The organism is Pseudomonadaceae bacterium SI-3 (assembly GCA_004010935.1).
GTDB lineage: Bacteria > Pseudomonadota > Gammaproteobacteria > Pseudomonadales > Pseudomonadaceae > Stutzerimonas.
In genome coordinates, this window is the sequence record CP026511.1 from 3567705 (window position 1) to 3593453 (window position 25749).

The 25749-nt window shown below is 61.0% G+C and carries 21 protein-coding genes; 17 read left to right on the top strand and 4 right to left on the bottom strand.

All coding sequences use genetic code 11. The annotated features are described in order from the left end of the window. Positions 1-81: 81 nt before the first annotated feature. The gene (gene uraH / locus C1896_16655; protein ID AZZ46396.1) at positions 82-435 is read right to left on the bottom strand and encodes a hydroxyisourate hydrolase; all 354 of its coding nucleotides are present in this window, start codon (positions 433-435) and stop codon (positions 82-84) included. A gap of 357 nt (positions 436-792) precedes the next feature. On the opposite strand from uraH, the gene C1896_16660 reads away from it, so the two are divergent. From C1896_16660 to C1896_16700, 9 genes are all read left to right on the top strand, one after another. After that, complete coding sequence (locus C1896_16660) at positions 793-1722, top strand: allantoinase PuuE (GenBank protein ID AZZ46397.1); 930 nt, start codon at positions 793-795, stop codon at positions 1720-1722. Beyond that, entirely contained in the window at positions 1722-2237 is a 516-nt protein-coding gene (gene uraD / locus C1896_16665; GenBank protein AZZ46398.1) for an OHCU decarboxylase, read from the top strand. The genes C1896_16660 and uraD overlap by 1 nt, the downstream gene beginning before the upstream one ends. Before the next feature lie 38 nt (positions 2238-2275). After that, positions 2276-3271, top strand: a complete 996-nt coding sequence (alc, locus tag C1896_16670; protein ID AZZ46399.1) for an allantoicase — start codon at positions 2276-2278, stop codon at positions 3269-3271. Between the two features lie 209 nt (positions 3272-3480). Then, entirely contained in the window at positions 3481-4005 is a 525-nt protein-coding gene (locus C1896_16675; GenBank protein ID AZZ46400.1) for an ureidoglycolate lyase, read from the top strand. A gap of 140 nt (positions 4006-4145) precedes the next feature. Beyond that, entirely contained in the window at positions 4146-5399 is a 1254-nt protein-coding gene (locus C1896_16680) for a hypothetical protein (GenBank protein AZZ46401.1), read from the top strand. A 208-nt stretch (positions 5400-5607) separates the two neighbouring features. Further along, the gene (locus tag C1896_16685; protein AZZ46402.1) at positions 5608-6954 is read left to right on the top strand and encodes a purine permease; all 1347 of its coding nucleotides are present in this window, start codon (positions 5608-5610) and stop codon (positions 6952-6954) included. 157 nt (positions 6955-7111) lie between these two features. Beyond that, positions 7112-8662: a sodium:proton exchanger gene (locus C1896_16690; protein AZZ46403.1), complete on the top strand. Its 1551-nt coding sequence runs from the start codon at positions 7112-7114 to the stop codon at positions 8660-8662. A 215-nt stretch (positions 8663-8877) separates the two neighbouring features. After that, the gene (locus tag C1896_16695; protein AZZ46404.1) at positions 8878-10377 is read left to right on the top strand and encodes a xanthine permease XanP; all 1500 of its coding nucleotides are present in this window, start codon (positions 8878-8880) and stop codon (positions 10375-10377) included. A gap of 76 nt (positions 10378-10453) precedes the next feature. Next, a complete protein-coding gene (locus C1896_16700) occupies positions 10454-11275 on the top strand; it encodes a hypothetical protein (protein ID AZZ46405.1) in 822 nt (273 codons plus the stop codon). A 117-nt stretch (positions 11276-11392) separates the two neighbouring features. Here the strand turns inward: C1896_16700 and C1896_16705 are convergent, their stop codons facing one another. Continuing rightward, positions 11393-13324: a chemotaxis protein gene (locus C1896_16705; protein AZZ46406.1), complete on the bottom strand. Its 1932-nt coding sequence runs from the start codon at positions 13322-13324 to the stop codon at positions 11393-11395. Between the two features lie 340 nt (positions 13325-13664). Between C1896_16705 and C1896_16710 the strand changes: the two genes are divergently transcribed. The 4 genes from C1896_16710 (at position 13665) to C1896_16725 (ending at position 18813) form a co-directional block, all read left to right on the top strand. After that, positions 13665-14288 carry a TetR family transcriptional regulator gene (locus tag C1896_16710; protein ID AZZ46407.1) on the top strand — a complete coding sequence of 208 codons (624 nt, stop codon included), beginning with the start codon at positions 13665-13667 and terminating at the stop codon, positions 14286-14288. Between the two features lie 200 nt (positions 14289-14488). Then, the gene (locus C1896_16715; GenBank protein ID AZZ46408.1) at positions 14489-16549 is read left to right on the top strand and encodes a GGDEF-domain containing protein; all 2061 of its coding nucleotides are present in this window, start codon (positions 14489-14491) and stop codon (positions 16547-16549) included. A gap of 63 nt (positions 16550-16612) precedes the next feature. Further along, positions 16613-17296: a hypothetical protein gene (locus C1896_16720; protein AZZ46409.1), complete on the top strand. Its 684-nt coding sequence runs from the start codon at positions 16613-16615 to the stop codon at positions 17294-17296. A gap of 131 nt (positions 17297-17427) precedes the next feature. After that, positions 17428-18813, top strand: a complete 1386-nt coding sequence (locus C1896_16725) for a diguanylate cyclase (protein AZZ46410.1) — start codon at positions 17428-17430, stop codon at positions 18811-18813. Between the two features lie 38 nt (positions 18814-18851). Here the strand turns inward: C1896_16725 and C1896_16730 are convergent, their stop codons facing one another. Further along, positions 18852-19703, bottom strand: coding sequence for a hypothetical protein (locus C1896_16730; protein ID AZZ46411.1), 852 nt, complete (start codon positions 19701-19703; stop codon positions 18852-18854). 40 nt (positions 19704-19743) lie between these two features. Then, positions 19744-20316 carry a LemA family protein gene (locus C1896_16735; protein ID AZZ46412.1) on the bottom strand — a complete coding sequence of 191 codons (573 nt, stop codon included), beginning with the start codon at positions 20314-20316 and terminating at the stop codon, positions 19744-19746. Between the two features lie 188 nt (positions 20317-20504). On the opposite strand from C1896_16735, the gene C1896_16740 reads away from it, so the two are divergent. From C1896_16740 to C1896_16755, 4 genes are all read left to right on the top strand, one after another. After that, positions 20505-21845, top strand: coding sequence for a peptidase (locus tag C1896_16740; protein ID AZZ46413.1), 1341 nt, complete (start codon positions 20505-20507; stop codon positions 21843-21845). A 171-nt stretch (positions 21846-22016) separates the two neighbouring features. Then, positions 22017-23432 carry a thiol oxidoreductase gene (locus tag C1896_16745; GenBank protein AZZ46414.1) on the top strand — a complete coding sequence of 472 codons (1416 nt, stop codon included), beginning with the start codon at positions 22017-22019 and terminating at the stop codon, positions 23430-23432. A 41-nt stretch (positions 23433-23473) separates the two neighbouring features. Continuing rightward, a complete protein-coding gene (locus tag C1896_16750) occupies positions 23474-24547 on the top strand; it encodes an imelysin (GenBank protein AZZ46415.1) in 1074 nt (357 codons plus the stop codon). 1 nt (position 24548) lies between these two features. After that, positions 24549-25643, top strand: coding sequence for a DUF1513 domain-containing protein (locus C1896_16755; GenBank protein AZZ46416.1), 1095 nt, complete (start codon positions 24549-24551; stop codon positions 25641-25643). Positions 25644-25749: the final 106 nt, after the last annotated feature.

The window sequence follows — 25749 nt, forward strand, 5'->3', positions numbered from 1 at the left end:
GGCGGGTCGGGGACTCAGGGGAGTCAAGGTTTCACGCATGGGAGAAGTACCGCCGCGTCGCTGCAAACGCGGCATGCGCCATCAGCTACCCCGATAGGTCGAGTAGCTGTACGGCGAAATCAGCAGCGGCACGTGGTAATGATCCTGCTCGGCGCTGATGCCGAAGCGCAGCACCACTACATCCAGAAAGGCCGGTTCGGGAAGCGTCACGCCGCGCCCGCGGTAGTAGTCGCCGGCTGCGAACTGCAATTGGTACACGCCAGAACGATAGTCGTCACCTTCCAGCAGAGGCGAGTCGCAACGGCCATCGCTATTGGTCTGACTCGTCGTAACCAGCTCGAGGCGTTCGCCTTCGACACGATAGAGTTCGATGCGGATGTCGCTGCCTGGGCAACCGTGGGCAGCATCCAGTACATGAGTAGTCAAACGTCCCATAGATTCCAGCACCTGCGATCAATCGCCAATGCCCGCCTCCTCTTGGTGGTGAATGGTGGAGATGGATCGAGCATAGCATCCCGCCGAAAAAAACAAAGACAGTTTTTGATAAAATTGTACACAGTTTATAAATCACCATTTTGGCCCGCTTCCTGCTGGTTAGTATTGGCTGGAAGCGGCTGGCTCGCAGGCCGGCGATACAAACCATGAGAGAAGAGGCGCCGCTCGCAGATCATGACGAATAGATTTTCAGGTTTTTTGATTTACAAACCGCAAAACGTTTTGTATACAATTGAGCCATGATGGTCGTCGGTACTTCACAGCGGCGACCCGCGGATCAAACAAGGAATAACAACAGTGAGCGCAGACTACCCTCGCGATCTCATCGGCTATGCCGAGAACCCACCCCATCCGCAATGGCCAGGCAAGGCCCGTATCGCCCTGTCCTTCGTACTTAACTACGAGGAAGGCGGAGAGCGTTGCGTCTTGCATGGCGACAAGGAATCCGAAGCCTTCCTGTCCGAGATGGTGTCAGCCCAGCCATTGCAGGGCGTGCGCAACATGAGCATGGAATCCCTCTACGAATACGGTAGCCGTGCCGGCGTGTGGCGGCTGCTCAAGCTGTTCCGCAAATTCGATATTCCGTTGACGATCTTCGCGGTGGCAATGGCTGCGCAGCGTCACCCCGACGTGATCAAAGCCATGGTTGCCGACGGCCACGAGATCTGCAGCCATGGCTATCGCTGGATCGACTATCAGTACATGGACGAGGCGCAAGAGCGCGAGCACATGCTCGAGGCCATCCGCATCCTCACCGACATCACAGGTGAACGTCCGCTGGGCTGGTACACCGGCCGCACCGGGCCGAACACTCGCCGCCTGGTGCGCGAGGAAGGTGGCTTCCTCTATGACTCCGACACCTACGACGACGACCTGCCCTACTGGGACCCTGAATCGACGCCAGCCAAACCACACCTGGTGATCCCCTACACGCTGGACACCAACGACATGCGCTTCACCCAGGCGCAGGGTTTCAACAAGGGTGACGACTTCTTCGAATACCTGAAGGACGCCTTCGACGTGCTCTACGCCGAAGGCTGTGAGGGCGCGCCGAAGATGCTGTCCATTGGGATGCATTGCCGCCTGCTGGGCCGGCCTGCCCGCATGGCCGCGCTGCAGCGCTTCATCGAGTACGCCAAGGGTCACGAGCAGGTGTGGTTTGCCCGCCGTGTCGACATCGCCCGCCACTGGCACTCGACTCATCCGCTTATTCAGGAACGCAGCTAATGACCCCGTTCAAGACCATCAAGCCGTCCACACTCGACCGCGACACCTTTATCTCGACTTTCGCTGATGTCTACGAGCATTCGCCCTGGGTTGCAGACACTGTTTATCAGGCAGGCGTGGACGAAACGCTGGACAACATCGAAGTGATGCACGAGCGGATGTCCCAGGCCATGTTGTCGGCCCATCCCGACACCCAATTGGCGCTGATCAACGCTCACCCGGACCTTGCCGGCAAGGCTGCCGTTCGCGGCGAGCTGACCGCCTCAAGCACCGCAGAACAGGCCGGCGCCGGCATTCATGAATGCACCCCGGAAGAGTTTGCCCGCTTTACCGAACTGAACGACGCCTATAAAGCCAAGTTCGGCTTCATCTTCATCATGGCGGTCAAAGGCAGTAACCGGCACCAGATCCTGGCGGCGTTCGAAGAGCGCATGCACAACTCGCAGGATCAGGAGTTCGCCCGCGCCCTCGCCGAGATCAACAAAATCGCCCTGTTCCGTCTGCAGACGATGTAAGCAAGCACCATCAGACGACACGAAGAGAAGAACAACGTATGAAGAGCTACGCCGTACCTTTCGAAAAATACGTCAACCTGGCCGACGCCCGCCTGGGCACCAAGGCTATCTCCGTCACAGACGACTGGTTTGCCGACGTCAATCGGCTGTTCCAGCCGACGCCGGCCGTATGGAAGGAGGGCGTTTTCGATGACAACGGCAAGTGGATGGACGGCTGGGAGTCGCGCCGCAAGCGCTTCGAAGGCTACGACCAAGCGGTCATTCGCCTCGGCGTGCCCGGCTCGATCAAGGGCGTCGACATCGACACCAGCTTCTTCACCGGCAACTTCCCGCCGTCGGCCTCGCTGGAAGCCTGCTTCCTCGCCGAAGGCGACCCGGACGACAACACCGTGTGGACTGAAATTCTTCCCGCGGTAGAGCTGCAGGGCAACAGCCATCATTACCACGAGATCGGGTTCGACAAGCCGGTCAGCCACCTGCGCTTCAACATCTACCCGGACGGCGGCGTTGCCCGTCTGCGCGTGCACGGCATTCCGTACCGCGACTGGAGCAGCGTTGGCGACAACGAGCAGCTCGACCTGGCCTCGGCGCTCAACGGCGGCCGCGCGCTGGCCTGTTCCGACGAGCATTTCGGTCGCATGAGCAACATCCTCAACCCGGGTCGGGGCATCAACATGGGTGACGGCTGGGAAACCGCACGTCGCCGCACGCCTGGCAACGACTGGGTCATCGTCGCGCTGGGCGCGCCCGGCGAGATCGAGCGCATCGTCGTCGACACCCTCCACTTCAAGGGCAACTACCCGGACAGCTGCAGCATCCAGGCGGCCTACGTGAAAGGCGGCACCGACAGCCAGATCGAAACCCAGAGCCTGTTCTGGCGTGAACTGCTGCCGAGCCAGAAGCTGGAAATGCACGCCGAACACGAGTTCAGCGAGCAGATCGCCAAGCTTGGCCCGATTACCCACGTACGTCTGAACATCTTCCCGGACGGTGGTGTAAGCCGCCTGCGGTTGTTTGGCAAGGCGGTGAAGTAAGCCGACAACGCCAATGGCGTAGCAATCGGCCATTGGCGGGCTGGACGGCGTTTCGCTCCAGCCCGCCTGGGACGAAGACCGGCCGCTATAGCGGTGGCTGAAGCCCACCCTACGGCTGGATTCGTAGGTTCTGTAGGGTGGGCTTCAGCCCACCGAAACCTGCCCCCAAGACGGTGGCTTACAAATCAGCAAACATATACGGGCACAGCATGCGCACACTCAAGATCGAACCGTTGACCAAGGAAGCCTTCGCCCCGTTCGGTGATGTGATCGAAACCGAAGGCAGCGACTATTTCATGATCAATAACGGTTCCACCCGCCGCTACCACAAGCTGGCGACGGTCGAGACCGCGCAGCCGGATGATCGGGCCATCATCAGCATTTTCGCCGCCGACGCGCTGGACATGCCGCTGATCATTCGCATGCTCGAAAGACACCCGCAGGGCAGCCAGGCTTTCATTCCGCTGCTCGGCAACCCTTTTCTGGTCGTGGTCGCGCCACTTGGCGATGCACCTGTACCGGGTAACGTCCGCGCCTTCCGCAGCAACGGCAGGCAGGGCGTCAATTACCACCGCGGCGTCTGGCACCACCCGGTGCTGACGATCGAAAAGCGGGATGAATTCCTGGTGGTCGATCGCAGCGGTTCTGGCAACAACTGCGACGAGCATTTTTTCACCGAGGACGAGCTGGTTCTCCTCGACCCCCACCGGGACTCCGAGCAAGCGATCGATTGATTACCGAAGGGCCATTACCGGAACGGCTGGCAAACACAACCGATACTGGCATGCGTGCTTCGGAACAAGCGGGACACTTGCGACGAGTCGAATAAGAAGAAACAGCGGTTGGCGTGCCAGCCGTGCAAGAGGTAATTATCGTGGAAGCACATCTGACCGAATGGCTGAACCTTACTGTTCGCTGGATTCACATGATCGTCGGCATCGCCTGGATCGGTGCGTCGTTCTACTTCGTCTGGCTGGAGAATAACCTTAACCGCGCCAACCCCCGCGATGGCCTATCGGGTGATCTCTGGGCGATTCACGGCGGCGGTATCTACCACCTGGAAAAATACAAGCTGGCTCCGCCACAAATGCCGGAGAACCTGCACTGGTTCAAGTGGGAGGCCTACACCACCTGGCTGTCGGGCGTGACCCTGCTGATGGTGGTCTACTACCTCAACCCGTCGCTTTACCTGATCGCACCTGGCAGTGATCTGGCGCCAGCGATGGCCATTGCCATCGGCTTCGGTTCGTTGATCGTCGGCTGGTTTGTCTATGACCTGCTCTGCGACTCGCCGCTAGGCAAGAAGCCCGCACTGCTAGGCCTGATCCTGTTCGTCCTGGTGATCTTCGCCGCCTGGGCTTATTCGCAAGTATTCAGCGGTCGCGCGGCCTACATCCACACCGGCGCGCTGATCGGCACCATCATGGTTGGCAACGTGTTCCGCATCATCATGCCGGCACAGCGCGCGCTGGTTGCGGCCATCGAACAGAACCGCACGCCGGATCCGTTGCTGCCAGCCAAGGGCCTGCTGCGTTCGCGCCACAACAACTATTTCACCCTGCCTGTGCTGTTCATCATGATCAGCAACCACTTCCCGAGCACCTATGGCAGCCAGTACAACTGGCTGATCCTCGCCGGGATTTCGGTACTCGCGGTAATGGTTCGCCACTACTTCAACACCCGTCATGACAGCAACCGCTTCGCCTGGACGCTGCCGGCTGCGGCAGTCGGCATGATCTGCCTGGCGTTCGTCACCGCGCCCAACCGTCAGGGTGGTGTTCCCAACGCCGTGCCGACCAGCCCTCGCGAGCAGAGCATTGAGGCGCAACAGGCCGCTGCAGCAGCGCCGGCCGAGCAAGCCGGCAACAGCGAGTTCGCCGAAGTCCATCGCATCATCAACGAGCGCTGCACCGTTTGCCACGCCGCTCAGCCGAGCAGCCCGCTGTTCAGCGCAGCGCCTGCAGGGGTGATGTTCGATACACCTGAGCAGATCCGCCAGCAGGCCGCGAAGATCCACGCCCAGGCCGTCGCGAGCCAGATCATGCCGCTGGGCAACATGACCAACATGACCCAGGAGGAGCGCGACCTGCTCGGCGCCTGGATCGACAAGGGCGCACCGATCGACTGATCAGCGCCCACAAGCCGCGCTCCCGGGCGCGGCTTTTTTTCACCTGTTCGACGCTCAAGCCACGCAGCACTAGGCGAGGCGTCAGCTCCACCCGAGATCAAACCCAGCGGACGGCGACAGCCGAACCCCGAGTACCCTATACCCGGCCCCGCACGTTCAGCGGGGTCACCGCGACCCTCCAATAACAAAAGCGTCCGAGGTGTATTGCATGAACGATGTGACCGAGCGGGAAACCGCCCCAGCGGAGAAGCGACTGCCCTTGCTGCAGATGCTGCTGGTGAGCTTTCAGCACGTGCTGCTGATGTACGGCGGAGCGGTGGCCGTCCCGCTGATCGTGGGCCAGGCGGCCGGACTGTCTCGTGAGGAAATCGCCTTCCTGATTAACGCCGACTTGCTGGTGGCGGGTATCGCCACGCTCGTGCAGTCGATGGGCATCGGGCCGGTGGGCATCCGCATGCCGGTGATGATGGGCGCCAGCTTCGCCGCGGTCAGCAGCATGGTGGTGATGGCAGGCATGCCCGGCGTGGGCATGACCGGGATTTTCGGCGCGACCATCGCTGCCGGTTTCTTCGGCCTGTTGATTGCGCCTTTCGTGTGCAAGATCGTGCGGCTGTTTCCACCGCTGGTGACCGGCACCGTGATCACTGCGATCGGGCTTTCGCTGTTTCCAGTCGCGGTGAACTGGGCGGGCGGCGGCAGCGGTACCGGCCAGTTCGGTGCCCTGCCCTATCTCGGCGTGGCCGCAGCGGTATTGGCCGTGATTCTGCTGATCAACCAGTTCATGCGCGGCTTCTGGGTCAACGTGTCGGTGTTGGTTGGCATGGCGCTGGGCTATGTGCTGGCTGGCAGCCTGGGCATGGTGGACTTGTCCGGCATCAGTGCTGCGCCGGCCTTCCAGGTCGTCACGCCAAACCACTTCGGTGCGCCGCAGTTCCTGCTCGCACCGATCCTGTCGATGTGCCTCGTGGTAGTGATCATCTTTGTCGAATCAGCCGGCATGTTTCTCGCGCTGGGCAAGATCACCGGGCAGGAGGTCGACCCGAAGCAACTGCGCCGAGGCCTGCTGTGTGACGCAGGCGCGACCTTTCTGGCCGGTTTCATGAACACCTTCACCCACTCCTCGTTCGCTCAGAACATCGGCCTGGTTCAGATGACCGGTGTGCGCAGCCGCTACGTCACTGCCATTGCCGGCCTGTTCCTGATCAGCCTGAGTTTGTTGCCCAAAGCTGCATTCATGGTCGCCTCGATTCCCGCCGCCGTGCTCGGCGGTGCGGGGATCGCCATGTTTGGCATGGTCGCGGCCACCGGCATCAAGATCTTGCAGGAAGCCGACATCGGTGATCGTCGCAACCAACTACTGGTCGCGGTGAGCATTGGCCTGGGCATGGTCCCGGTGGTGCGTCCGGAATTCTTCGCGCACCTGCCGCACTGGATGGAGCCGATTACCCATAGCGGCATCGCCGTAGCCACCATAAGCGCGGTAACGCTCAACCTGCTGTTCAATGTGCTGGGCGGAGCCGAGCGCCAGGCATTGACCGGCGCCGCCCACCACTGACGGCAGCGCGCCAAGAAAAAAACAGGCCCGCCATGTGCGGGCTTTGTTTTTTTCTGCCTTGTTTTTCTCACTCGACACCCGAGACTCGACAAGCGTTATACCCCCGTTAAAATGCCCCGCCGTCACCCCGCCCGCGCTAACCGAGAAGGACTGATCGATGATCGAAGCAACCTGGATCGCCTTCGCGTTCATCCTGGGCCTAGCGGCACGTTCGGTCGGGCTACCCCCATTGATCGGCTACCTGGGCGCGGGCTTTGCCCTGGCCGCGTTCGGTGGACATTTCGGAGTCGGCCCGACCGACAGCGTGATTCTCGAACACCTGGCGCACCTGGGCGTGCTGCTGCTGCTGTTCACCGTCGGCCTCAAGCTCAAACTGAGCAACCTGGTGCGGCGCGAGGTGATCGGCGGCAGCTTGCTGCATTTCGGTATTTCTAGCCTAGTGGTGTTACCGGCGATCCTGGTGTTTCTCGATACCAGCTGGCGCGAGAGTGTGCTGCTGGCGATCGCATTGTCGTTTTCCAGTACCGTGCTGGCAGCCAAGGTACTGGAAGGCAAACGCGAGCTGCGCGCCTTTCATGGCCGAGTGGCCATTGGCGTACTGATCATTCAGGACCTGATCGCCCTGGTGGTGATGAGCATCGCGAGTGGCAAGGTCCCGTCAGCCTGGGCGCTGCTGGTGTTCGGCCTTCCGCTACTGCGCCCGTTGCTATTCCGCCTGCTCGATCACAGTGGCCACGAGGAGCTGATGGTGCTGCTGGGGTTGATGCTGGCGCTGGTGGCGGGCGGTCTCGGCTTCGAGTATGTGGGCCTCAGTTCGGAACTGGGCGCACTGGCCTTTGGTGCAATGCTGGCCAAGCACAAGCGCGCCACCGAGCTTTCCAATTCACTGTGGGCGATCAAGGAAGTCTTTCTGGTCGGCTTTTTCCTGCAGATTGGCATTGGTGGATTGCCGGGCATGGAGGCCATGCTCTTTGCCGGCGCGGCGGCGTTGCTACTGCCATTGAAAGGTGCACTGTTCTTCTTCTTGTTCCTGCTGTTCCGCCTGCGCGCGCGCAGTGCCTTTCTCAGCGCCTCGAGCCTGACCAACTACAGCGAATTCGGCCTGATCGTTGCCAGTGTGGTGCTCCCGCAATGGCTCACCCCGCTGGCCATCACCGTGGCTTTGTCGTTCGTCATTTCCGCTCAGCTCAACCGTATCTCCCACCCGCTCTACGACCGCTTTGCCAGACGCCTGATCCCTCTGGAGCGCAACACACGCCACCCTGACGAGCAGCCGGTGTCGCTGGGTGACGCGCAGATCCTGATCATGGGTATGGGCCGCACCGGACGTGCCGCCTACGATCACCTGCAGAATCAGGGCTGGCGATTGATCAGCCTCGATTCGGACCCGGTAACCGTAGAAAAGAGCAGCGAGAAAGGCCGCCACGTACTGTTCGCTGACGCCGAAGACCAGATGTTCTGGGAGAGCCTGGAGATGAACAAGGTCGAGGCGGTGATCCTGGCGATGAACGATGCCGAAGCTAAGATCATCTCCACGCGCAAACTGCGCGGCAAAGGGTTCGAAGGGCTGATCGTCTCCCACGCGATGTACGAAGACATTGCCCAGCAGATTGAGGAGGCCGGCGCAGATCGCACCTACCTGACCATGAGCGAAGCCGGCGCAGGCCTGGCCGAGAACGTCTCCCGCGAACTGCAAGCCAACAGCTGACCGGTAACCGCTGCAGCGCCATGCCTGGCAGGCTCCCGAGGCTCGCCAGTCATAATTGTGCACAATTTTCAAATTTCTTGTTTCAACAGCTGTTCACAGGTTGTTATAGTCGAGTCCAACCTGACCGATCGAACAGCTTTTCGACGATCAGGTAGCGAGGTCCGTGCAGCCTCGAAAGCCCATGACCGAACAATAACGAATGGCAGGCTTGACTCATGACCGCAACCGAATCCAGGAGCGGTGACGCTCCCAACCAGGACCTGATCTATCAACTCGAAGATCGCCCGGGTCCGATCCCCGCTACATTCGCGGCGATACAGCACGTACTCGCCAGCTTCGTCGGGGTCATCACCCCCACCCTGATCATCGGCAGCGTGCTGGGCCTGGGCGATTATGTGCCCTACCTCGTCAGCATGGCGCTGTTCGTCTCCGGCATCGGCACCTTCATCCAGGCCAAGCGCATTGGCCCGATCGGCGCGGGCATGCTCTGCCTCCAGGGCACCAGCTTCGGCTTTCTCAGCGTGATTCTTGCGGCGGGCTTTATCGTCAAGAACCGCGGCGGAACGCCGGAAGACATCCTGGCCACGTTGTTTGGCGTGAGCTTCTGCGCGGCCTTCGTGGAAATCGCTGTCAGTCGATGCATCGACAAGCTGCGCCGAATCATTACGCCCGTGGTTACCGGCACCATCATCAGCCTGATGGGCCTGTCGCTGATCAAGGTCTCGATGACCGACATCGCTGGCGGTTACGGCGCTGAAAACCCGGGCGCCTTGCAGAATCTGGCACTGGCCGGACTGGTGCTGGGCACCATCATCGTACTCAACCGCTTCGGCATTCCGCTGCTGCGCTTGTCAGCAGTGATCGTCGCGCTGGTGGTCGGCTATGTAGCCGCCTGGATGATGGGCATGGTGGATTTTTCCAGCCTCGCCGCCTTGCCGGCCGTTAGCGTGCCGCAACCATTCAAATTCGGCTTCGCCTTCGACTGGATGGCCTTCATCCCCATCGCAGTGATCTTTCTGATCACACCGCTGGAAACCGCTGGCGACCTGACTGCCAACTCGATGATTTCGCGCCAGCCGGTCAAGGGCCCGCTGTACATGAAGCGAATCAAGGGCGGCATTCTTGGCGATGGCTGCAGCTCATTGCTGGCGGCCACCTTCAACAGCCTGCCCATGACCACCTTCAGCCAGAACAATGGCGTGATCCAGCTGACCGGCGTCGCCAGTCGTCACGTCGGGCTCTACATCGCTGGCATCCTGATCCTGCTGGCGCTGTTCCCGGTAGTCGGCGGCGTGTTGCAACTGATGCCCAAGCCGGTGCTCGGCGGCGCCACGCTGATCATGTTCGGCACCGTGGCCATCGCCGGGATCAAGATCCTGGCCGAAGCGGGCCTCAACCGTCGCAACATGCTTATCGTGGCGATCTCGCTGGGCCTGGGGCTGGGCGTCGCCGCCGTTCCGGAGGTGCTGACAAACCTGCCCGATGTCCTGAAGAACATCTTCGGTTCACCGATCACCATCGGTGCCTTCAGCGCCATCCTGCTCAACTTCTTCCTCCCGCGCGAGCCGGAAGAAATGGATGATTACGATCCGGACAACCTGATCGAGGACTCGGTCGGCACTAACACTTTGGCCGTGAATATCCCCGATTACTCCAAGGTCCATCCGAAAGCCACCACCTCGGACCCTTCGGCTCAGCTGACACCTACCGGCTGATCGACCCCGCGCCCGGCCAGACGAGCCGGGCGCTGCACCCGCATTCATCACAACAACAAAACCAAAGGGTATCTCCATGACTTTCAAGCGCACTCCCCTGTCGCTGGCGCTGGCCGGCTGCCTGCTGTCCGCCCCGGCCTTCGCCGACGGCATGCTGCAGTGGCAGAACAACAGCCTCAGCTATCTCTACGGCAAGGATTTCAAAGTCGACGCTGGCGAGATCCAGCAGACCGTGACCTTCGAACACGCCAGCGGCTGGAGCTGGGGCGACATGTTCCTGTTTGTCGATAACAAGTGGTACAACGGCCTATCCGGCGAAGAAGGCCACACCTACTACGGGGAATTCAGCCCGCGCCTGTCGTTCGGCAAACTGAGCGGTCAGGACATGAGCTTCGGCCCAGTCAAGGACGTGCTGCTGGCAGCCACCTACGAGCGCGGCGAAAGCAGCGCCGGCCGACCCAATCAGACCTACCTGCTCGGCCCAGCTGTCGATCTCGACGTGCCCGGCTTCGATCGACTCGCCATCAACGTCTACTACCGTAAACCCGACGGCACTACCCGTCGCGCCTCGGGCCAGTGGCAGGTCACGCCAACCTGGGCCATGACCTTCCCAGTCGGCAAATCGGACATTCTGTTCGATGGCTTCATCGACTGGGTAGTCAACGATGCCGGCTCGGAGCGCAGCGGAGACTTCATGTCGAAAAACCTGCATATCAACCCTCAGATCAAGTACGACCTGGGCAAGGCGCTGGACGGCGAGCCGGGCAAACTCTACGTCGGTATTGAATACGACTACTGGTCTGACAAGTACGGCATAGAAGACGGTGGGTTTGTGAGTGATCTGGTCGGGGGCACCAACCAGAACACCGCCAGCTTGCTGGTCAAGGCTCACTTTTAACCGCAGCCAGCTACAAAAAAAAGCAGCCAGATGGCTGCTTTTTTTATTGCTACATGGCTACCGGTGAAGGCGAACCGTCAGCGCGCAACCACTCATCAAGTGGGACGCGCACGGCTATTAGAGTTTGAAGCTACCCATCTGCCGACTGAGATCATCCGCAAGACGACTCAATTGCTGACAATCTTCGCGACAGCCCTGCACATCGCTGGCAGTCGCCTGTGCCAGATCGGCGATGCCTTGCACGTTATGGGTGATCTCTTCAGTAACGCTGCTCTGCTCTTCGGTCGCAGCCGCCACTTGGGTGTTCATGTCACTGATCGCCTCGACCTGTTCGGTGATGGCACCGAGGGAAAGCCCCGTGCGCTGGCTGGCCTGCACCCCAGCACCGGTCGCAGCCTGCCCCGCATGCATCGAGTTCACTGCATTCTCGGCACCACTCTTGAGCCCCTGGATCATCTGCTGAATTTCATCCGTCGACGTCTGGGTCCGGCTGGCAAGCGTTCGTACCTCATCGGCAACCACTGCGAAACCACGCCCCATCTCGCCGGCACGTGCAGCCTCGATGGCCGCGTTGAGGGCCAGCAGGTTGGTCTGTTCGGAGATGCTCCGGATCACCGCCAGCACCTTGTCGATGGACGCGACCTGCTGCGCCAGGTCAGTAACCGACTCAGCCGCACGGCCGATCTCGCCTGACATCTTCTCGACATGGGCGATCGAGTCGCTGACGACTTTGCGCGCGTCCATCGCCTCGCTGCGTGCACCTTGTGAGGCCTGTGCGGCATTACTGGCGTTGCGCGCGATCTCCTGCACGGTCAGGCCCATCTCATGCACCGCAGTGGCAACCATATCGGTCATTTCATGCTGACGACCGGCGCGTGTCGCGGTGTTGTCAACCACCTGAGCCACCTGTCCGACAGCCGTACGCAGTTGCTGGCTGGTGTTCAGCACATCGCCGATCAATTCGCGCAGGCTACCGATGAAGCGGTTGAAGCCACGCGCCAGATCACCCAGCTCGTCGGCTCGGCTCTCGTCCAGACGACGGGTAAGGTCGCCACCCCCGCCACCGATTTCAACGAGTGCGCTGGTCACCTGACGGATAGGCTTCACCAGCCCGCGCGCTAGCACCACCACCAGGCCGAGGAACACCAGTGCGATGCAGGCACCAATCAGGCTAATAATCCACATCGTGCGGCGCGCCTCGGCAAAGATTTCTGCTTCCGGCACTTCGCTGACCAGCACCCAACCCAGGCTTTCCAGAGGCTGAGCGATCGCCAGGAAGGCTTCGCCGTCACGCTCGAATCGCACCGCGTCGGGTGCGCCATTGAGGAGCTTCTGCGCGGCATCGCTGCCTGTCAGCGCGCTAAGCTCGACTTGGTCGTTGTTCTCGGTTTTGGGGTGAACCTTGACGCGGCCATCCGCAGCGATGAGGTACACCTCACCGCGCTCGCCGAAGCGGAAGTTGCTGACCAGCTCAGACATGCTTTTGAGGCTGAAGCCAAGACCAGCCACCCCAACGGTCTTGCCGTCTGCCTCGATGCGCTGGTTGATGAACAAGGTCGGCTGGCGGGAGGCTTTGTCGATGTCGATTTCGAAGCGCCGTTCGATGCCGCTGTCGACCAGGCCGTAGAACCAGCCATCACCCGCAGCACTGCGGTTGAGCGTTCGCGAGAGTCCCGCTTCGGAGTAGTAGTTGCCACTGTCGAGCACGGCAATCGAGGTGGTCAACGCGTTCTGCTGAGCCTTGACGCCCTCAAGGTAACGGCCCATCGCGTCCGCCTGGTCAGCGCTCTCGCCTTCACGCAGCCAGTCCTGAACCAGCGTATTGCCGGCAATCCCGGCCGTCGCGGTAATCGGCGCCGCCAATGTGCGCTCAATATCGTTGCGGATTGCCGAAATATTGGCAGGCAACGCTTGCCCCACCAGGTAGCGCTCGGCAAGGCGATTGACCGCCGATGAATAAATCAGAATGACGATCAGGATGCTGGTAAGCAACGCCGCCCCCATGCTGACGATCAATTGCCATTGGATACTGCGTTGCATGAAAGGCATGTGCGTTACCTCTGTTGTTTTTTGTTAACGTACACAACCCTGAGAGCAATGTGTATACATAAATAATGTTTGACGCCAACATTCTATCGGTCGAAACAACCGAGGCTTGATGACCGTTTGGCGGATTGCGAAGACCCAGCTCGATTGAGCGCTGTGGACCGGCGCTCTTGACTTGCGACTTCTATGACGTGCCTTGGCGGAAGGCATAGGCTCGATGTCTTCCAGCGCTCAGGTTCCGCTCGCACCAAGGTTGCCGTCCTGCCTTGAGGCCGTTCAGAAGCCGATGCTAGGATGCCGCGGCAGGCCACCAGGCTGGGTGGTCATGAATTGAACAGGCCCTATGTCCAGTATCCGCGAACGCAACAAAGAACTGATCCTTCGTGCTGCTAGCGAAGAATTCGCCGAGAAGGGCTTCGCCGCCAGCAAAACCAGCGACATCGCCGACCGCGCCGGGCTGCCCAAACCCAACGTTTACTACTATTTCAAAAGCAAGGAAAACCTCTATCGTGAGGTACTGGACAGCATCGTCGAGCCCTTGCTGCAGGCGTCTGCCCCGTTCAATCAGCCCGGCGAACCGGCAGACGTGTTACGCGCCTACATCCGCACCAAGATTCGTATCTCCAGGGAACACGCTTGCGCCTCTAAGGTATTTGCCAGCGAGATCATGCATGGCGCGCCACATCTACCAGCCGAGCGTGCCGCGCAGCTCAATGCTCAGGCCAGCCATAATGTGGCTCGCATCCGGGGCTGGATTGAAAAGGGACTGATGGCGACCGTCGACCCTCATCACCTGATGTTCAGCATCTGGGCGGCGACCCAGACCTACGCCGATTTCGACTGGCAGATTTCCGCAGTTACCGGCAAGCCCGAACTCGATGATGCTGACTATGAAGCCGCCGCGGAAACGATCATCCGGATGGTCATCAAGGGTTGCGAGGTAAAGGAAGCGAATTCTGTTGGCTAACTCTGAGATCAAACCTCGTTGGAGCTTATGGCATAGCCCTGAGGCATCTCTTTCCGGTTCAATCAGGATTCGATCAAGGGCCCGGCAGAACATCCAACAATCTGATACGTTTTGCCTCGCGCGCATATACCCGTCTTTGACGCATCACTCGCGACAACCAATACTTGCGCTGGGTACCGGCTCGGAAGAAGGAAGTTCTATTGACCGCATTGCGCAACAGTCTGTCTAGGAAGCTGCTCCGCATCGTTCTGCTGTCTGCGCTCGCCGTTGGCCTGGTACTGAGCTGCGCGCAGATCGTCTTCGATGCTTACAAGACCCGCCAGCTGATCGATGCCGAAGCCCAACGAATCCTGCGCATGACCCGCGACCCGTCCACTCAGGCGATCTATAGTCTGGACCGGGAAATGGGCGCGCAGGTCATGGAAGGACTGTTCCAGCACGAGTCGATTCGTAAAGCCTCGATTGGCCACCCAGGGGAAGCGCCGCTGGCGGCCAAGTCCCGCCCGCTTATGCCACGCTCCTCGCGTTGGTTGACCGACCCGATACTAGGCCGCGATCAGGAATTCTCGATCCCCCTGATCGGCCGCCCGCCTTATAACGAGTACTACGGCGATCTGCGTATCACACTCGATACCGCCCCATATGGCGAAGCGTTTCTCAGCAGCTCGGCCGTGCTCTTCGTCGTCGGCATCCTGCGTGCGCTGGTACTGGGCTTACTGCTGTATCTGATCTATGAATGGCTGCTGACACGACCGCTGACCAAGCTCATCGAGCACATGTCGCGCATCAACCCGGGCCGCCCCGGCGAGCACTCGCTGCCGATGCCCAAGGGGCATGAGCGCAATGAACTGGGGCTTTGGGTCGAAACGGCCAATGGTCTGCTCGCCTCCATTCAGCACAACATGCAGTTGCGCCATGCCGCCGAAAGCAACCTGCAACGCATGACCCAATACGACTCGCTCACCAACCTGCCCAACCGCCTGCAGTTGCAACAGCAACTGGACAACATCCTGAGCGAAGCCGCCCGACTGCAACGTCGCGTGGCCGTGCTCTGCCTCGGGCTGGACGATTTCAAGGGCATGAACGAACAGTTCAGCTACCAGAACGGCGATCGCCTGCTGGTGGCGCTGGCCGATCGTCTACGCAGCCAAAGTGGGCGTGTCGGAGCACTCGCCCGGCTGGGCGGCGACCAATTCGTACTGGTGCTGGTCGGTTTCGAGCAACCCTACGAAGCCGCCGAGCTGGCGCAGAAGGTGCTCGATGATCTGGAGCGGCCCGTCACCCTCGACGATCAGCACATACGGTTGCGCGCCACAATAGGCATCACGCTGTACCCCGAAGACGGTAGCAGCACTGAAAAGCTGCTGCAGAAAGCTGAGCAGACCATGACACTGGCCAAGAGCCGCTCACGCAATCGCTATCAGTTCTACGTAGCCAGCATCGACAGCGAAATGAGGACGCGCCGGGAGTTGCAGAATGACCTGGCCGAGGCGCTTACCCGAGGCGAGTTTCACCTGGTCTATCAGCCGCAGATCGACTACCGCCTCAAACGCATCACCGGTGTCGAAGCCTTGCTTCGCTGGTCTCACCCAAGCGGCAAGATGGTTCCGCCCGATATATTCATCCCTCTCGCCGAACAGAACGGCAGCATCATCGCCATAGGCGAGTGGGTGCTCGACCAGGCCTGCCGACAGCTGAGCGAATGGCATCAACAAGGTTTCAGTGATCTACGCATGGCCGTCAACCTGTCCACGGTTCAACTGCACCACGCCGGGCTGCCGGCGATGATCAGCAACCTGCTCAGCAGTCACAGGCTCCCGCCCGAGACGCTTGAGCTCGAGGTGACGGAAACGGGCCTGATGGAAGACATCGCCGCCGCCACCCATAACCTGCACTGCCTGCGCCGCTCCGGCGCGTTGATCGCCATTGATGATTTCGGCACCGGCTATTCATCGCTGAGCTATCTGAAAAGCCTGCCGCTGGACAAGATCAAAATCGACAAGAGCTTCGTTCGCGATATGGCAGCTGTTGAAGGCGATACGACCATCGTTCGAGCCATCATCCAGCTGGGCAAGAGCCTGGGCATGCTGGTGATCGCCGAGGGTGTGGAGACCGCCGAGCAGGAACGCTACCTGATCGACGAAGGCTGCAATGAAGGCCAGGGTTACTACTACAGCAAACCCGTGGCGGCGCCTGAACTCACCGCGTTGCTCGAGCAATCGCTGCGGTTCGAGCACAGTCTCAACCCCGAGCACCTATAAACGCTGCTCGCCGCGCCGTGAACCAAGCGCGGCCCCTCTAATGCCAACCCAAGAGCGTCAACGATGAAGCGTTTTGTATTGATCGACACCGCCGAAATTCCGGATGGCGGCGGTGCCCTGTGCCTGTTCGAGTATGGCGACGACTTCGTTATCAAGATTCAGGGCGGTAACGGTAACCAGCTGATGAACACCCGCACGCACGGCTCGGAAGATGCGCTGGCGGAGATACCCTGCCGCAAGATCGCGCAGCGGCCGCAACCACGGGTGCTGATTGGCGGCTTGGGCATGGGCTTCACCCTCGCTTCGGCGCTCAGGCATCTCGGCGATGATGCCGAGGTGCAGATCGCTGAGCTAGTTCCCGGCGTGATCGACTGGAACCGTGGCCCATTGGGCGCGAAGTCCGGCATGCCGATCAACGATCCACGAACCCGCGTACTGCGTAGCGATGTCGCCGAGGTTCTGAAGAGCGAGCCGCAGGGCTACGACGCCATCATGCTTGATGTAGACAACGGTCCCGAGGGGCTGACCCGCAAGAGCAACAGCTGGTTGTATTCCTCAACCGGGCTCGACGCTTGCGCCAGGGCGCTGCGCCCCAAAGGTCTGCTTGCCGTATGGTCGGCCAGTGCAGATCAGGCCTTCTCCCAACGACTTGCGAGGTCAGGTTTCCTCGCCGAAGAAGTCCAAGTGTTCGCGCACGGGAATCGCGGCACCCGGCATACCATCTGGATTGCTGAAAAGCGTAAGTGAAGCGCGGAGCGCTCAGTGGTGATAGCTTATGGCCATCAAGGCAGCTGTCCGCATCCGAAGCGATCCACTACACTCAATCCTGCCAAGACCGGTCCGTCCCATTACCGCGCAGTACTCGAGTGGTACGTACGATGAAAACCGAGCCTCCCCCCTCGCTGGAAACTGTTCTGGATTTGATGCTTGATGCGGTCTGCGTGGTCGACGCCGATGGCTGCTTCGTCTATGTCAGCGCTGCTTGCGAAAGCATTTTTGGCTATACGCAGGAGGAAATGATCGGTCGTCAGATGATGGAATTGGTGGCGCCCGAAGACCGCGAGCGCACCCTGCTGGCGGCGCAGCAGGTGATGTCAGGCCAACCCAGCCTGCATTTCGAAAACCGCTATATCCGCAGAGACGGACAACGGGTAGATATCATGTGGTCGGCCCGCTGGTCAGAAGATGACCAGTTACGTGTCGGTGTGGCGCGCGACATAACCCGACGCAAGCGTTCCGAATCGCTGCAAGAAGCGGTCTACGCAATATCCGAGGCGGCCCACAATGCCGCCGATCTGCCCTCATTGTTCGAACAGGTCCATCAGATCACCAGCCGGCTTATCCCGACGCCGAGCTTTTTCGTCGCCTTGAACGCGCCCGATCAGGGCCGGCCGATATTTCCCTACGTCAGAACCGATGGCGATCCAGCACGACTTCCCCTCGATCCGGCTGCGGTGCTGTGCGCAGAAGTCACTCGGACCGGGCAGGCGCTGCTGCTGACAGCGAGTACCGAAGGCGTCTGCGACACCCTCAAGGCATTGGCCGCCACGGAGAGCTTCTGCTGGTTAGCAGCGCCACTCTCGACCCGTCAGGGCTGCATCGGCGCGCTACTACTCAACGATACGGCACAGAACGCCACCTATTGCGAGCAAGACACAGACCTGCTGCAGTTCGTCGCCAACCAGGTCGCCACCGCCATCGAACGCAAACAGCTGCAGGCTCGCCTCGAGCGGATGGCGCAATACGATGAGCTTACCGGCCTGCCCAGTCGCGCATTCCTGTTCGACCGGCTAAAAACCGCCCTGGCGCGCGCGCGGCGCAATGACGAGCGGTTATCACTGCTGTATCTGGATCTCAATGGGTTCAAACAGGTCAACGATGGCTATGGGCACAGCGTGGGCGACCTGCTGCTGCAAGCCTTCGCTCGTCGGCTTACCCAACACACCCGTGAAACTGACACGGTTGCGAGAATGGGTGGCGACGAATTCGTCGTGTTGCTGGAAGGCAGCCCGACAGCAGCCGATACGGCAGTAGTAGTCACGCACATTCTCGCCGCGATGCAAGCGCCGATAGAACTCGCCGGCTTGGCCCTGGCGATTCAACCGAGCATCGGCGTGGCCCACTTTCCAGAACACGGAACTGACGAAGCATCGCTGCTCAGGCGCGCTGATGAGGCGATGTACCAGGCGAAATCAGCGAGCGCACAGCAGCGCGCAAACAACGGCCCTGTCATCGACATTGCGCCCCATCAAGATCATCGCTAAGCGATACGTGCATGGCTGTCTGATTCGGCCGTCGTGGCTCAACCTACGACCTGGGTTGCCAGCAACGCCGCGCCAAGCAGACAAAGCATCGCCCCGCCAGCCGCCTGCCAGCGATAGCGCCGAACGAGCACTTCCTCACCATGACTGGACAGCACGAACGGCAAATCCTCAGCGGGGCGCGCCAGCTGGTGCAGCGCTTGCCGGCCGCTGGCTAGTCGATGGCGTTGTTGCGCTTCCAGGCTGGCGGCGAGGCGCACACGGCTCCACTCCGCCTGATCGAGTTGGCCGTCGCGGTTATGGTCAAAACGCTGCAATAGCCCGGCGTAGTCTTCTTTCCATTCGCGCACCACTTGGCCCTGGGCAGCCTGCAGGTCGAGGCCCTGCCGGCCACCGCCAGATGTACGAAACTCGCCAATCGCATACAACGGCTCGTCAGCGTGCAGCCGCTCCTCGGTGTACCGGTACCGGTACTGGCGGTGGCCAGTGAGCCAGGCCAGCACACCGCTAGACGGCGCACCTCGAGGGTGGCGCTGGTCACCGGTCCAGCAATCACGTCGTGCGGGGAGCACTTCAGCGCCTCGAGGATCGATCAGACACTCTCCGGTCGCATCAAACAACCGCAACAGCCCTTCGCTGCTGCCCTGTTCCAACACGCTCCAGCTCCCGCGCTTGCTGCCGGTTCGGTATTCCTCGATACGATAGCGCCACCAGAGGCAGGGCGTGGCCGTCAGCGGCGCCATTAATGGCGGCGTATCGGGAAGGTCGCGCAGCACCCCGGCCAGCTCGACATAACCTTGCGCCGCCGAGCGAATCCTCGAAGTCGGCGTATCCAATAAGTGGCGCAGTTTCGACCAGCGACTGACCCACAGCCAGCCGCCAACCAGACACATCGCCACGCCTGCAGCGATTAGCAGCACCTGAACCCCCAGCTCAACTGAACAGCGGCTTCAGGTCGACATCGGCTTTTTCCGCCTCGCTGAACTGCAGCAAAGGGGCCGCGCGGAATCCGAACGCGCGAGCCAGCAAGACATCGGGAAACTGCTCGATGCGTACGTTGTTCAGATTGACTGATTCGTTGTACAGCTCGCGGCGATCGGCGATGCCGCTTTCCAGGCCGCTGATGCGCTGCTGCAGATGCCGAAAACTCTCGTTCGCACGCAGCTCTGGATAGCTCTCGGCCAAGGCGAAGAGGCGTCCGAGTCCGGCGCGCAATCCGGTTTCGGCCTGGCCAAGCGCACCAACGTTGCCTTGCTCGCGCGCATCGGAGACCGCAGTGCGCGCCCTGATCACCTGCTCCAGGGTGCTGCGTTCGTGCTGCATGTACTGCTTGCAGGTTTCCACCAGCTTGGGCAATTCATCATGACGCTGGCGCAACAGCACGTCGATGTTCGACCAGGCCTTGCTTACTCCATGCTTGAGGCGCACCAGACCGTTATAGAGAACCACGGCATAAGCCGCGGCGAGAAACAGCAGGACCCATGCAACGGCGGCACTCAGGCTCATCAGGGCGACTCCATAAGATGACCAGACTCGGAGGTGGCATTCTAGCCGCACCGGCTGAAGCGATACGCGACCTGTTACACGCATTTTCTTTGCACAAAATGCAAATCTTTCGCATTATGTTCTGCATCCATTTGTCGCAGCCCTGCTGTCGGCTCACTCAAACCACCCTGCAAGCAAAGGAACCCGCCATGCTACGCACTCCCGTCTGGGCTACCGCCAGCCTTCTGGCTGTCGCCATTTCACTCGCTGGTTGCGGCGAAGACAAAGCACCGGCCGAACAGGCCGCTGCCCCGCAAGCCGCCACAACCCAGAGCGAACCGGCACCGGCTGCCCAAGAGACCGTGAACAGCGAAGCCGCGCAGGCCGTGGTCAAGCACTACGCCGATATCGCACATGCTGTCTTCAGCGACGCGCACAGTGCCGCTCTGAAACTGCAGGATGCCGTCGACGCACTCCTGGCCAATCCGACCGAAGAAACCCTGCAAGCGGCCAAAGCCGCCTGGATCGCCGCCCGCGTTCCGTATATGCAGAGCGAAGTGTTCCGCTTCGGCAACCCGGTCGTCGACGACTGGGAAGGTCAGCTCAACGCCTGGCCGCTGGACGAAGGCATGATCGACTACGTCGAAGGCGACTATCAGCACGCCCTCGGCAACCCTGGCGCCACCGCCAACATCATCGCCAACAAAGAGCTGCAGATTGGCGAAGACAAGATCGACGTCAGCGAGATCACCGGTGAGAAGCTTGCCAGCCTGAACGAACTGGCCGGATCCGAAGCCAACGTCGCGACGGGCTACCATGCCATCGAGTTCCTTCTCTGGGGTCAGGACCTGAACGGCACCAACGCTGGCGCTGGCGAACGTCCGGTGAGTGACTTCATCGAAGGTGAAGGCTGCACTGGCGGCAATTGCGACCGCCGTCGCGCCTACCTGAAGGCCGCCACCGAGCTGCTGGTCAGTGACCTCGAAGAAATGGTCAACGAGTGGAAGCCGGGCGCAGACAACTACCGCGCCAGCCTCGAAAAAGAGTCGGCCGAAAATGGCCTGCGCAAAATGTTCTTCGGTATGGGTAGCCTGTCGCTGGGCGAGCTGGCCGGCGAACGCATGAAAGTCGCACTTGAAGCCAACTCGCCAGAAGACGAGCACGACTGCTTCAGCGACAACACGCACAACTCCCACTACTACAACGCCAAAGGCATTCGTAACGTCTACCTCGGCGAGTACGAGCGCATCGATGGCAGCAAGCTGACCGGTCCAAGCCTGGCGTCGCTGGTCGAAGGCACTGCGCCTGAGGTCAACAGCACCCTGAAGACCGACCTGGAAACCACCGAAGCCAAGCTGCGCGTGCTGGTCGAAAGCGCCGAAAACGGCGAGGCCTTCGATCAGTTGATCGGCCCAGATAACAGCGAAGGCCAGGAAAAGGTCCGCGCTGCGATCGCCGCGCTGGTTCAGCAGACCGGTTCGATCGAGAAGGCAGCTGCCGCTTTGGGCATCAGCGACCTGAACCCGGACACCGCTGACCACGAGTTCTGATACACCGGCCTAAGGGGTGGCGCAACGCCGCCCCTCTGGCACTGATGCGCCCTCTGACGCCAGCTTTACTGCTTGGCTGGCCAATCGGCTTTTCGCCAAATGCAAATTGCTCTTATTCAACCACTCGTAGCCTGCTAACATTAGCGCCCTTTCAGAGGCCTTGGGCTACCGATGCGTCCGTTTTTCTTCCCTGTCGTTGCGCTGCTGCTGGCTCTGGGCCTGACGGCATGCGATGAAAACCCGCCACGCTTTGAACAGGCCGAACCAGGCGAGGCGCTATCGGGTGGCAGCACTACGGTCATCAAGTCCGACCAGAACGCCTTCTCGATGCCATCCGCCAACCTGTCACCGGTTCGCCGTCTGGACTTCAGCGTCGGCAACAGCTTCTTTCGCAACCCTTGGGTCATCGCACCCTCCTCGACGACGGCACGCGACGGTCTTGGCCCATTGCTCAACACCAACGCCTGTCAGAACTGCCACATCAAGGATGGCCGTGGCCGCCCGGCGGAAGCCGAGCGTGGCAATGCAGTGTCGATGCTGGTGCGCCTGTCGATTCCGGCAGGCAAGGAGCACGCCGAGGTTGTCCATGAGCGAGGCATCGCGCCCGAGCCCACCTATGGCGGCCAGCTGCAGGACATGGCGATTCCTGGCGTCGCGCCGGAGGGCAAGGTTCGCCTCAGCTACAGTATGCACACCGAACGATTCGCCGACGGTTTTGAGGTCGAACTACGTTCGCCGCAGCTGACAATTACCGACCTGGGCTACGGCCCGATGCATCCCGACACGCAGTTCTCGGTCCGCGTGGCGCCCGCAATGGTCGGCCTTGGCCTGCTAGAGGCGATCCCGGAAGCGGCGATACTCGCCAACGCCGATCCGGACGACCGCAACGGTGATGGCATTTCCGGGCGCCCGAACCGGGTGTTCGATCAGGTCACACGGGAGACCAGCCTGGGTCGCTTCGGCTGGAAGGCCGGCCAGCCGAACCTGAACCAACAGAACGCTGATGCGTTCTTCAATGACATGGGTCTGACTACCAGCCTGCTGTCCGGGAACAGCTGCACGCAAGCGCAGACTGATTGCCTGGCGATGCCCGACGGCGGCGAACCTGAAGTCAGCGACCATATTCTGTCGCTGGTGCTGTTCTATTCACGCAACCTGGGCGTACCGGCTCGACGCAACGTGGACGACCCGCAGGTCCTGGCGGGCAAGACGGTGTTCCACCGCGCGGGTTGCCAAAGCTGTCACGTCCCGAAATTCACGACTGGCGAGGCGGCCGAGCCGGAGCTCGCTAACCAGGTGATCCGCCCGTATACCGACCTGCTGCTGCATGACATGGGCGAAGGGCTGGCCGATCACCGTCCGGAATTCGAGGCCACGGGGCGTGAATGGCGTACCCCGCCGCTCTGGGGCCTCGGCATGACCGAGGCTGTCAGCGGGCATACCCAGCTTCTGCATGACGGTCGCGCGCGCAATCCGCTCGAAGCCATACTCTGGCATGGTGGCGAAGCGGAGCGCGCCAAGCAGGCCGTGCTCGGCTTCGACAGCGATGAGCGCAGCGCCCTGCTGGCCTTTCTCGAGTCTCTTTAATGCCGAACCAGACGCACCCGTGCCCAGCCCTGAGGAGCAACATGTACCCCAACCGAATCTTCCGTGCCGTCACTGCCACCGCACTGGGCCTGCTATTAGGTGCCTGTGCACCATCCGATCCATACGCGCAGACGAGCCAGGCACTGACCGAGGAAGTGCTGTTGCCGGCCTACGCCGACTGGGCCGAAGCCAACCGCCGTATGGCAGCCAGCAGCATCGCCTTCTGTGCAGACAACGAGGAGCTGGCCGATGCGCGCGAGGCGTTCCTTCAGGCGCAGCTCGCCTGGGCCGGATTGCAGTCCTTGCTGATCGGGCCGATGGGTGAGGGCAACCGTGCCTGGCAAGTACAGTTCTGGCCTGACAAGAAGAACCTGGTCGGTCGCCAGATCGGCTCGCTGCTGAAAAGGAAGCCCCAACTGACGCAGGCGGACCTGGAGAGCGGCAGCGTCGTGCTGCAAGGGCTATCTGCCTATGAATATGTGCTGTACGACAAGGCCGTCGATCTGACCGACAGCGCGACCAAGGCGCGCTATTGTCCCTTGCTGCAAGCCATCGGTGAGCATCAGCAGAAGCTCGCAGCCGACATGCTGCAGACCTGGAGGGCCAAAGACGGCATGGCCGCCCAGCTAAGCGAATTTCCCAACGAGCGCTACGCCGAATCAGCCGAAGCGATTGCCGACCTGCTCCGAGTCCAGGTCACTGCACTGGACGGCCTGAAGAAAAAACTCGGCGCACCGCTGGGTCGCCAGAGCAAAGGCTTTCCGCAGCCCTTCCAGGCCGAAGCCTGGCGCAGCGACGCCACTCTGCCCAGCATCGATGCCGCGCTCGCAGGCGCTCAGCAGCTCTGGCTGGGCACGGATGGGAACGGTCTCAAGGCGCTGGTACCGACCGAGCAGGCTGATCTGACCAAACGCATCGATGTCGCGTACGAAACGGCGCGCCAACATCTGGTGGATATCATGCTGCCGTTCAGCGAGTTGATTGCCGACGAAGCCGGTCGAGCACGTCTCGATGCGCTGTACCAGGACATCGATGCTTTGCACCGTCTGCACCAGACCGAACTGGCGCGCGCCCTCGGGGTGCAGATCGGCTTCAACGCTCACGACGGAGACTGATATGAAACGCCGTGCTTTCCTTGGCCTGGGCAGCGCGCTGGTGGCCGCGTCAGCCGTTGGCGGCTGGACGTTGACCCATCACACTGAACAACCGCTACTTCTCTCGGCGCGTAACGATGCCGATGGCCGCCACTATGCGGTCGGCTACCGGCTCGATGGCAGCCCGGTATTTGCCACGCGGGTCAAGGAGCGCTGCCACGATGTCTATGCGCATCCGCATCTGCCGCTTGCGGTGTTCGTCGGGCGTCGACCGAGCCGTGAAAGCTATCTGATCGACAGCCGTGACGGGACGTTGCTTCAGGTACTGACGTCACCACCTGACCGCCATTTCTATGGCCACGGAGTGTTCCACTCGAGCGGTGACTGGTTCTATACCACCGAAAACGATACCGCCGAAGCCGGTCGCGGCGTGCTTGGCGTCTATCGCGTCGAGGGCCGCCAACTGATACGGAGCGGTGAGCGTTCGACCCACGGTATCGGGCCGCACCAGCTACTGTGGATGCCCGATGGCGAGACCCTGGTGATCGCCAACGGCGGGATCCGGACCGAGGCCGACAGCCGGGAAATGATGAATCTCCACGCCATGGAGCCCAGCCTGGTGCTGTTGCACCGCGATGGCACGCTGATCAGCAAGGAACAGTTACCCGAGCAGACGAATAGCGTGCGTCACCTCGCGGTAGCGGCGGACGGCACGGTGGTGTCGGGCCAGCAGTATGAAGGCGACCCGATAGATCCGGTGCCACTGCTGGCGATCAAGCGTCCCGGCCAGGCGTTCCAGGCGTTCCCGCTGGGTGAAGCGCAACGCCAGACCATGAACCAGTACACCGCTAGCCTGGCGATCAATGACAGCCTTCGCCTGCTAGCCGTGACCGCGCCACGTGGCAACAAGGTGTTCATCTGGGACTTGGATACAGCAGCGCTGCGTGAGGAAATTCATCTACCGGACTGTGCTGGCGTCGGGGCAGTCGAGCAAGGTTTTGTCGTCAGCTCCGGCCAGGGCCGCTGCCGCCTCGTAGACTGCACCGGCAAGGCGTTCGTCAGTACCCCGCTGCAGCTACCCCCAGGGCTTTGGGATAATCATCTGCGACTGGTCTGAAAGCCTTCAAGTATCGAACAAGCCGGCCGAAAAGCCGGCAAGCGAACAGTCTTTCTGACTGCACGTTGGAAACTTGCCCCTAGCGCAAGCGCATCCTCTTCGATAC

Coding starts and splice junctions, on each gene's coding strand:
- C1896_16700 (AZZ46405.1), top strand. CDS start 10,454: ATGACTTTCAAGCGCACTCCCCTGTCGCTGGCGCTGGCCGGCTGCCTG.
- alc (AZZ46399.1), top strand. CDS start 2,276: ATGAAGAGCTACGCCGTACCTTTCGAAAAATACGTCAACCTGGCCGAC.
- C1896_16695 (AZZ46404.1), top strand. CDS start 8,878: ATGACCGCAACCGAATCCAGGAGCGGTGACGCTCCCAACCAGGACCTG.
- C1896_16725 (AZZ46410.1), top strand. CDS start 17,428: ATGAAAACCGAGCCTCCCCCCTCGCTGGAAACTGTTCTGGATTTGATG.
- C1896_16710 (AZZ46407.1), top strand. CDS start 13,665: ATGTCCAGTATCCGCGAACGCAACAAAGAACTGATCCTTCGTGCTGCT.
- C1896_16685 (AZZ46402.1), top strand. CDS start 5,608: ATGAACGATGTGACCGAGCGGGAAACCGCCCCAGCGGAGAAGCGACTG.
- C1896_16740 (AZZ46413.1), top strand. CDS start 20,505: ATGCTACGCACTCCCGTCTGGGCTACCGCCAGCCTTCTGGCTGTCGCC.
- C1896_16745 (AZZ46414.1), top strand. CDS start 22,017: ATGCGTCCGTTTTTCTTCCCTGTCGTTGCGCTGCTGCTGGCTCTGGGC.
- C1896_16735 (AZZ46412.1), bottom strand. CDS start 20,316: ATGAGCCTGAGTGCCGCCGTTGCATGGGTCCTGCTGTTTCTCGCCGCG.
- C1896_16675 (AZZ46400.1), top strand. CDS start 3,481: ATGCGCACACTCAAGATCGAACCGTTGACCAAGGAAGCCTTCGCCCCG.
- uraH (AZZ46396.1), bottom strand. CDS start 435: ATGGGACGTTTGACTACTCATGTACTGGATGCTGCCCACGGTTGCCCA.
- C1896_16730 (AZZ46411.1), bottom strand. CDS start 19,703: ATGTGTCTGGTTGGCGGCTGGCTGTGGGTCAGTCGCTGGTCGAAACTG.
- C1896_16755 (AZZ46416.1), top strand. CDS start 24,549: ATGAAACGCCGTGCTTTCCTTGGCCTGGGCAGCGCGCTGGTGGCCGCG.
- C1896_16690 (AZZ46403.1), top strand. CDS start 7,112: ATGATCGAAGCAACCTGGATCGCCTTCGCGTTCATCCTGGGCCTAGCG.
- C1896_16750 (AZZ46415.1), top strand. CDS start 23,474: ATGTACCCCAACCGAATCTTCCGTGCCGTCACTGCCACCGCACTGGGC.
- C1896_16720 (AZZ46409.1), top strand. CDS start 16,613: ATGAAGCGTTTTGTATTGATCGACACCGCCGAAATTCCGGATGGCGGC.
- C1896_16705 (AZZ46406.1), bottom strand. CDS start 13,324: ATGCCTTTCATGCAACGCAGTATCCAATGGCAATTGATCGTCAGCATG.
- uraD (AZZ46398.1), top strand. CDS start 1,722: ATGACCCCGTTCAAGACCATCAAGCCGTCCACACTCGACCGCGACACC.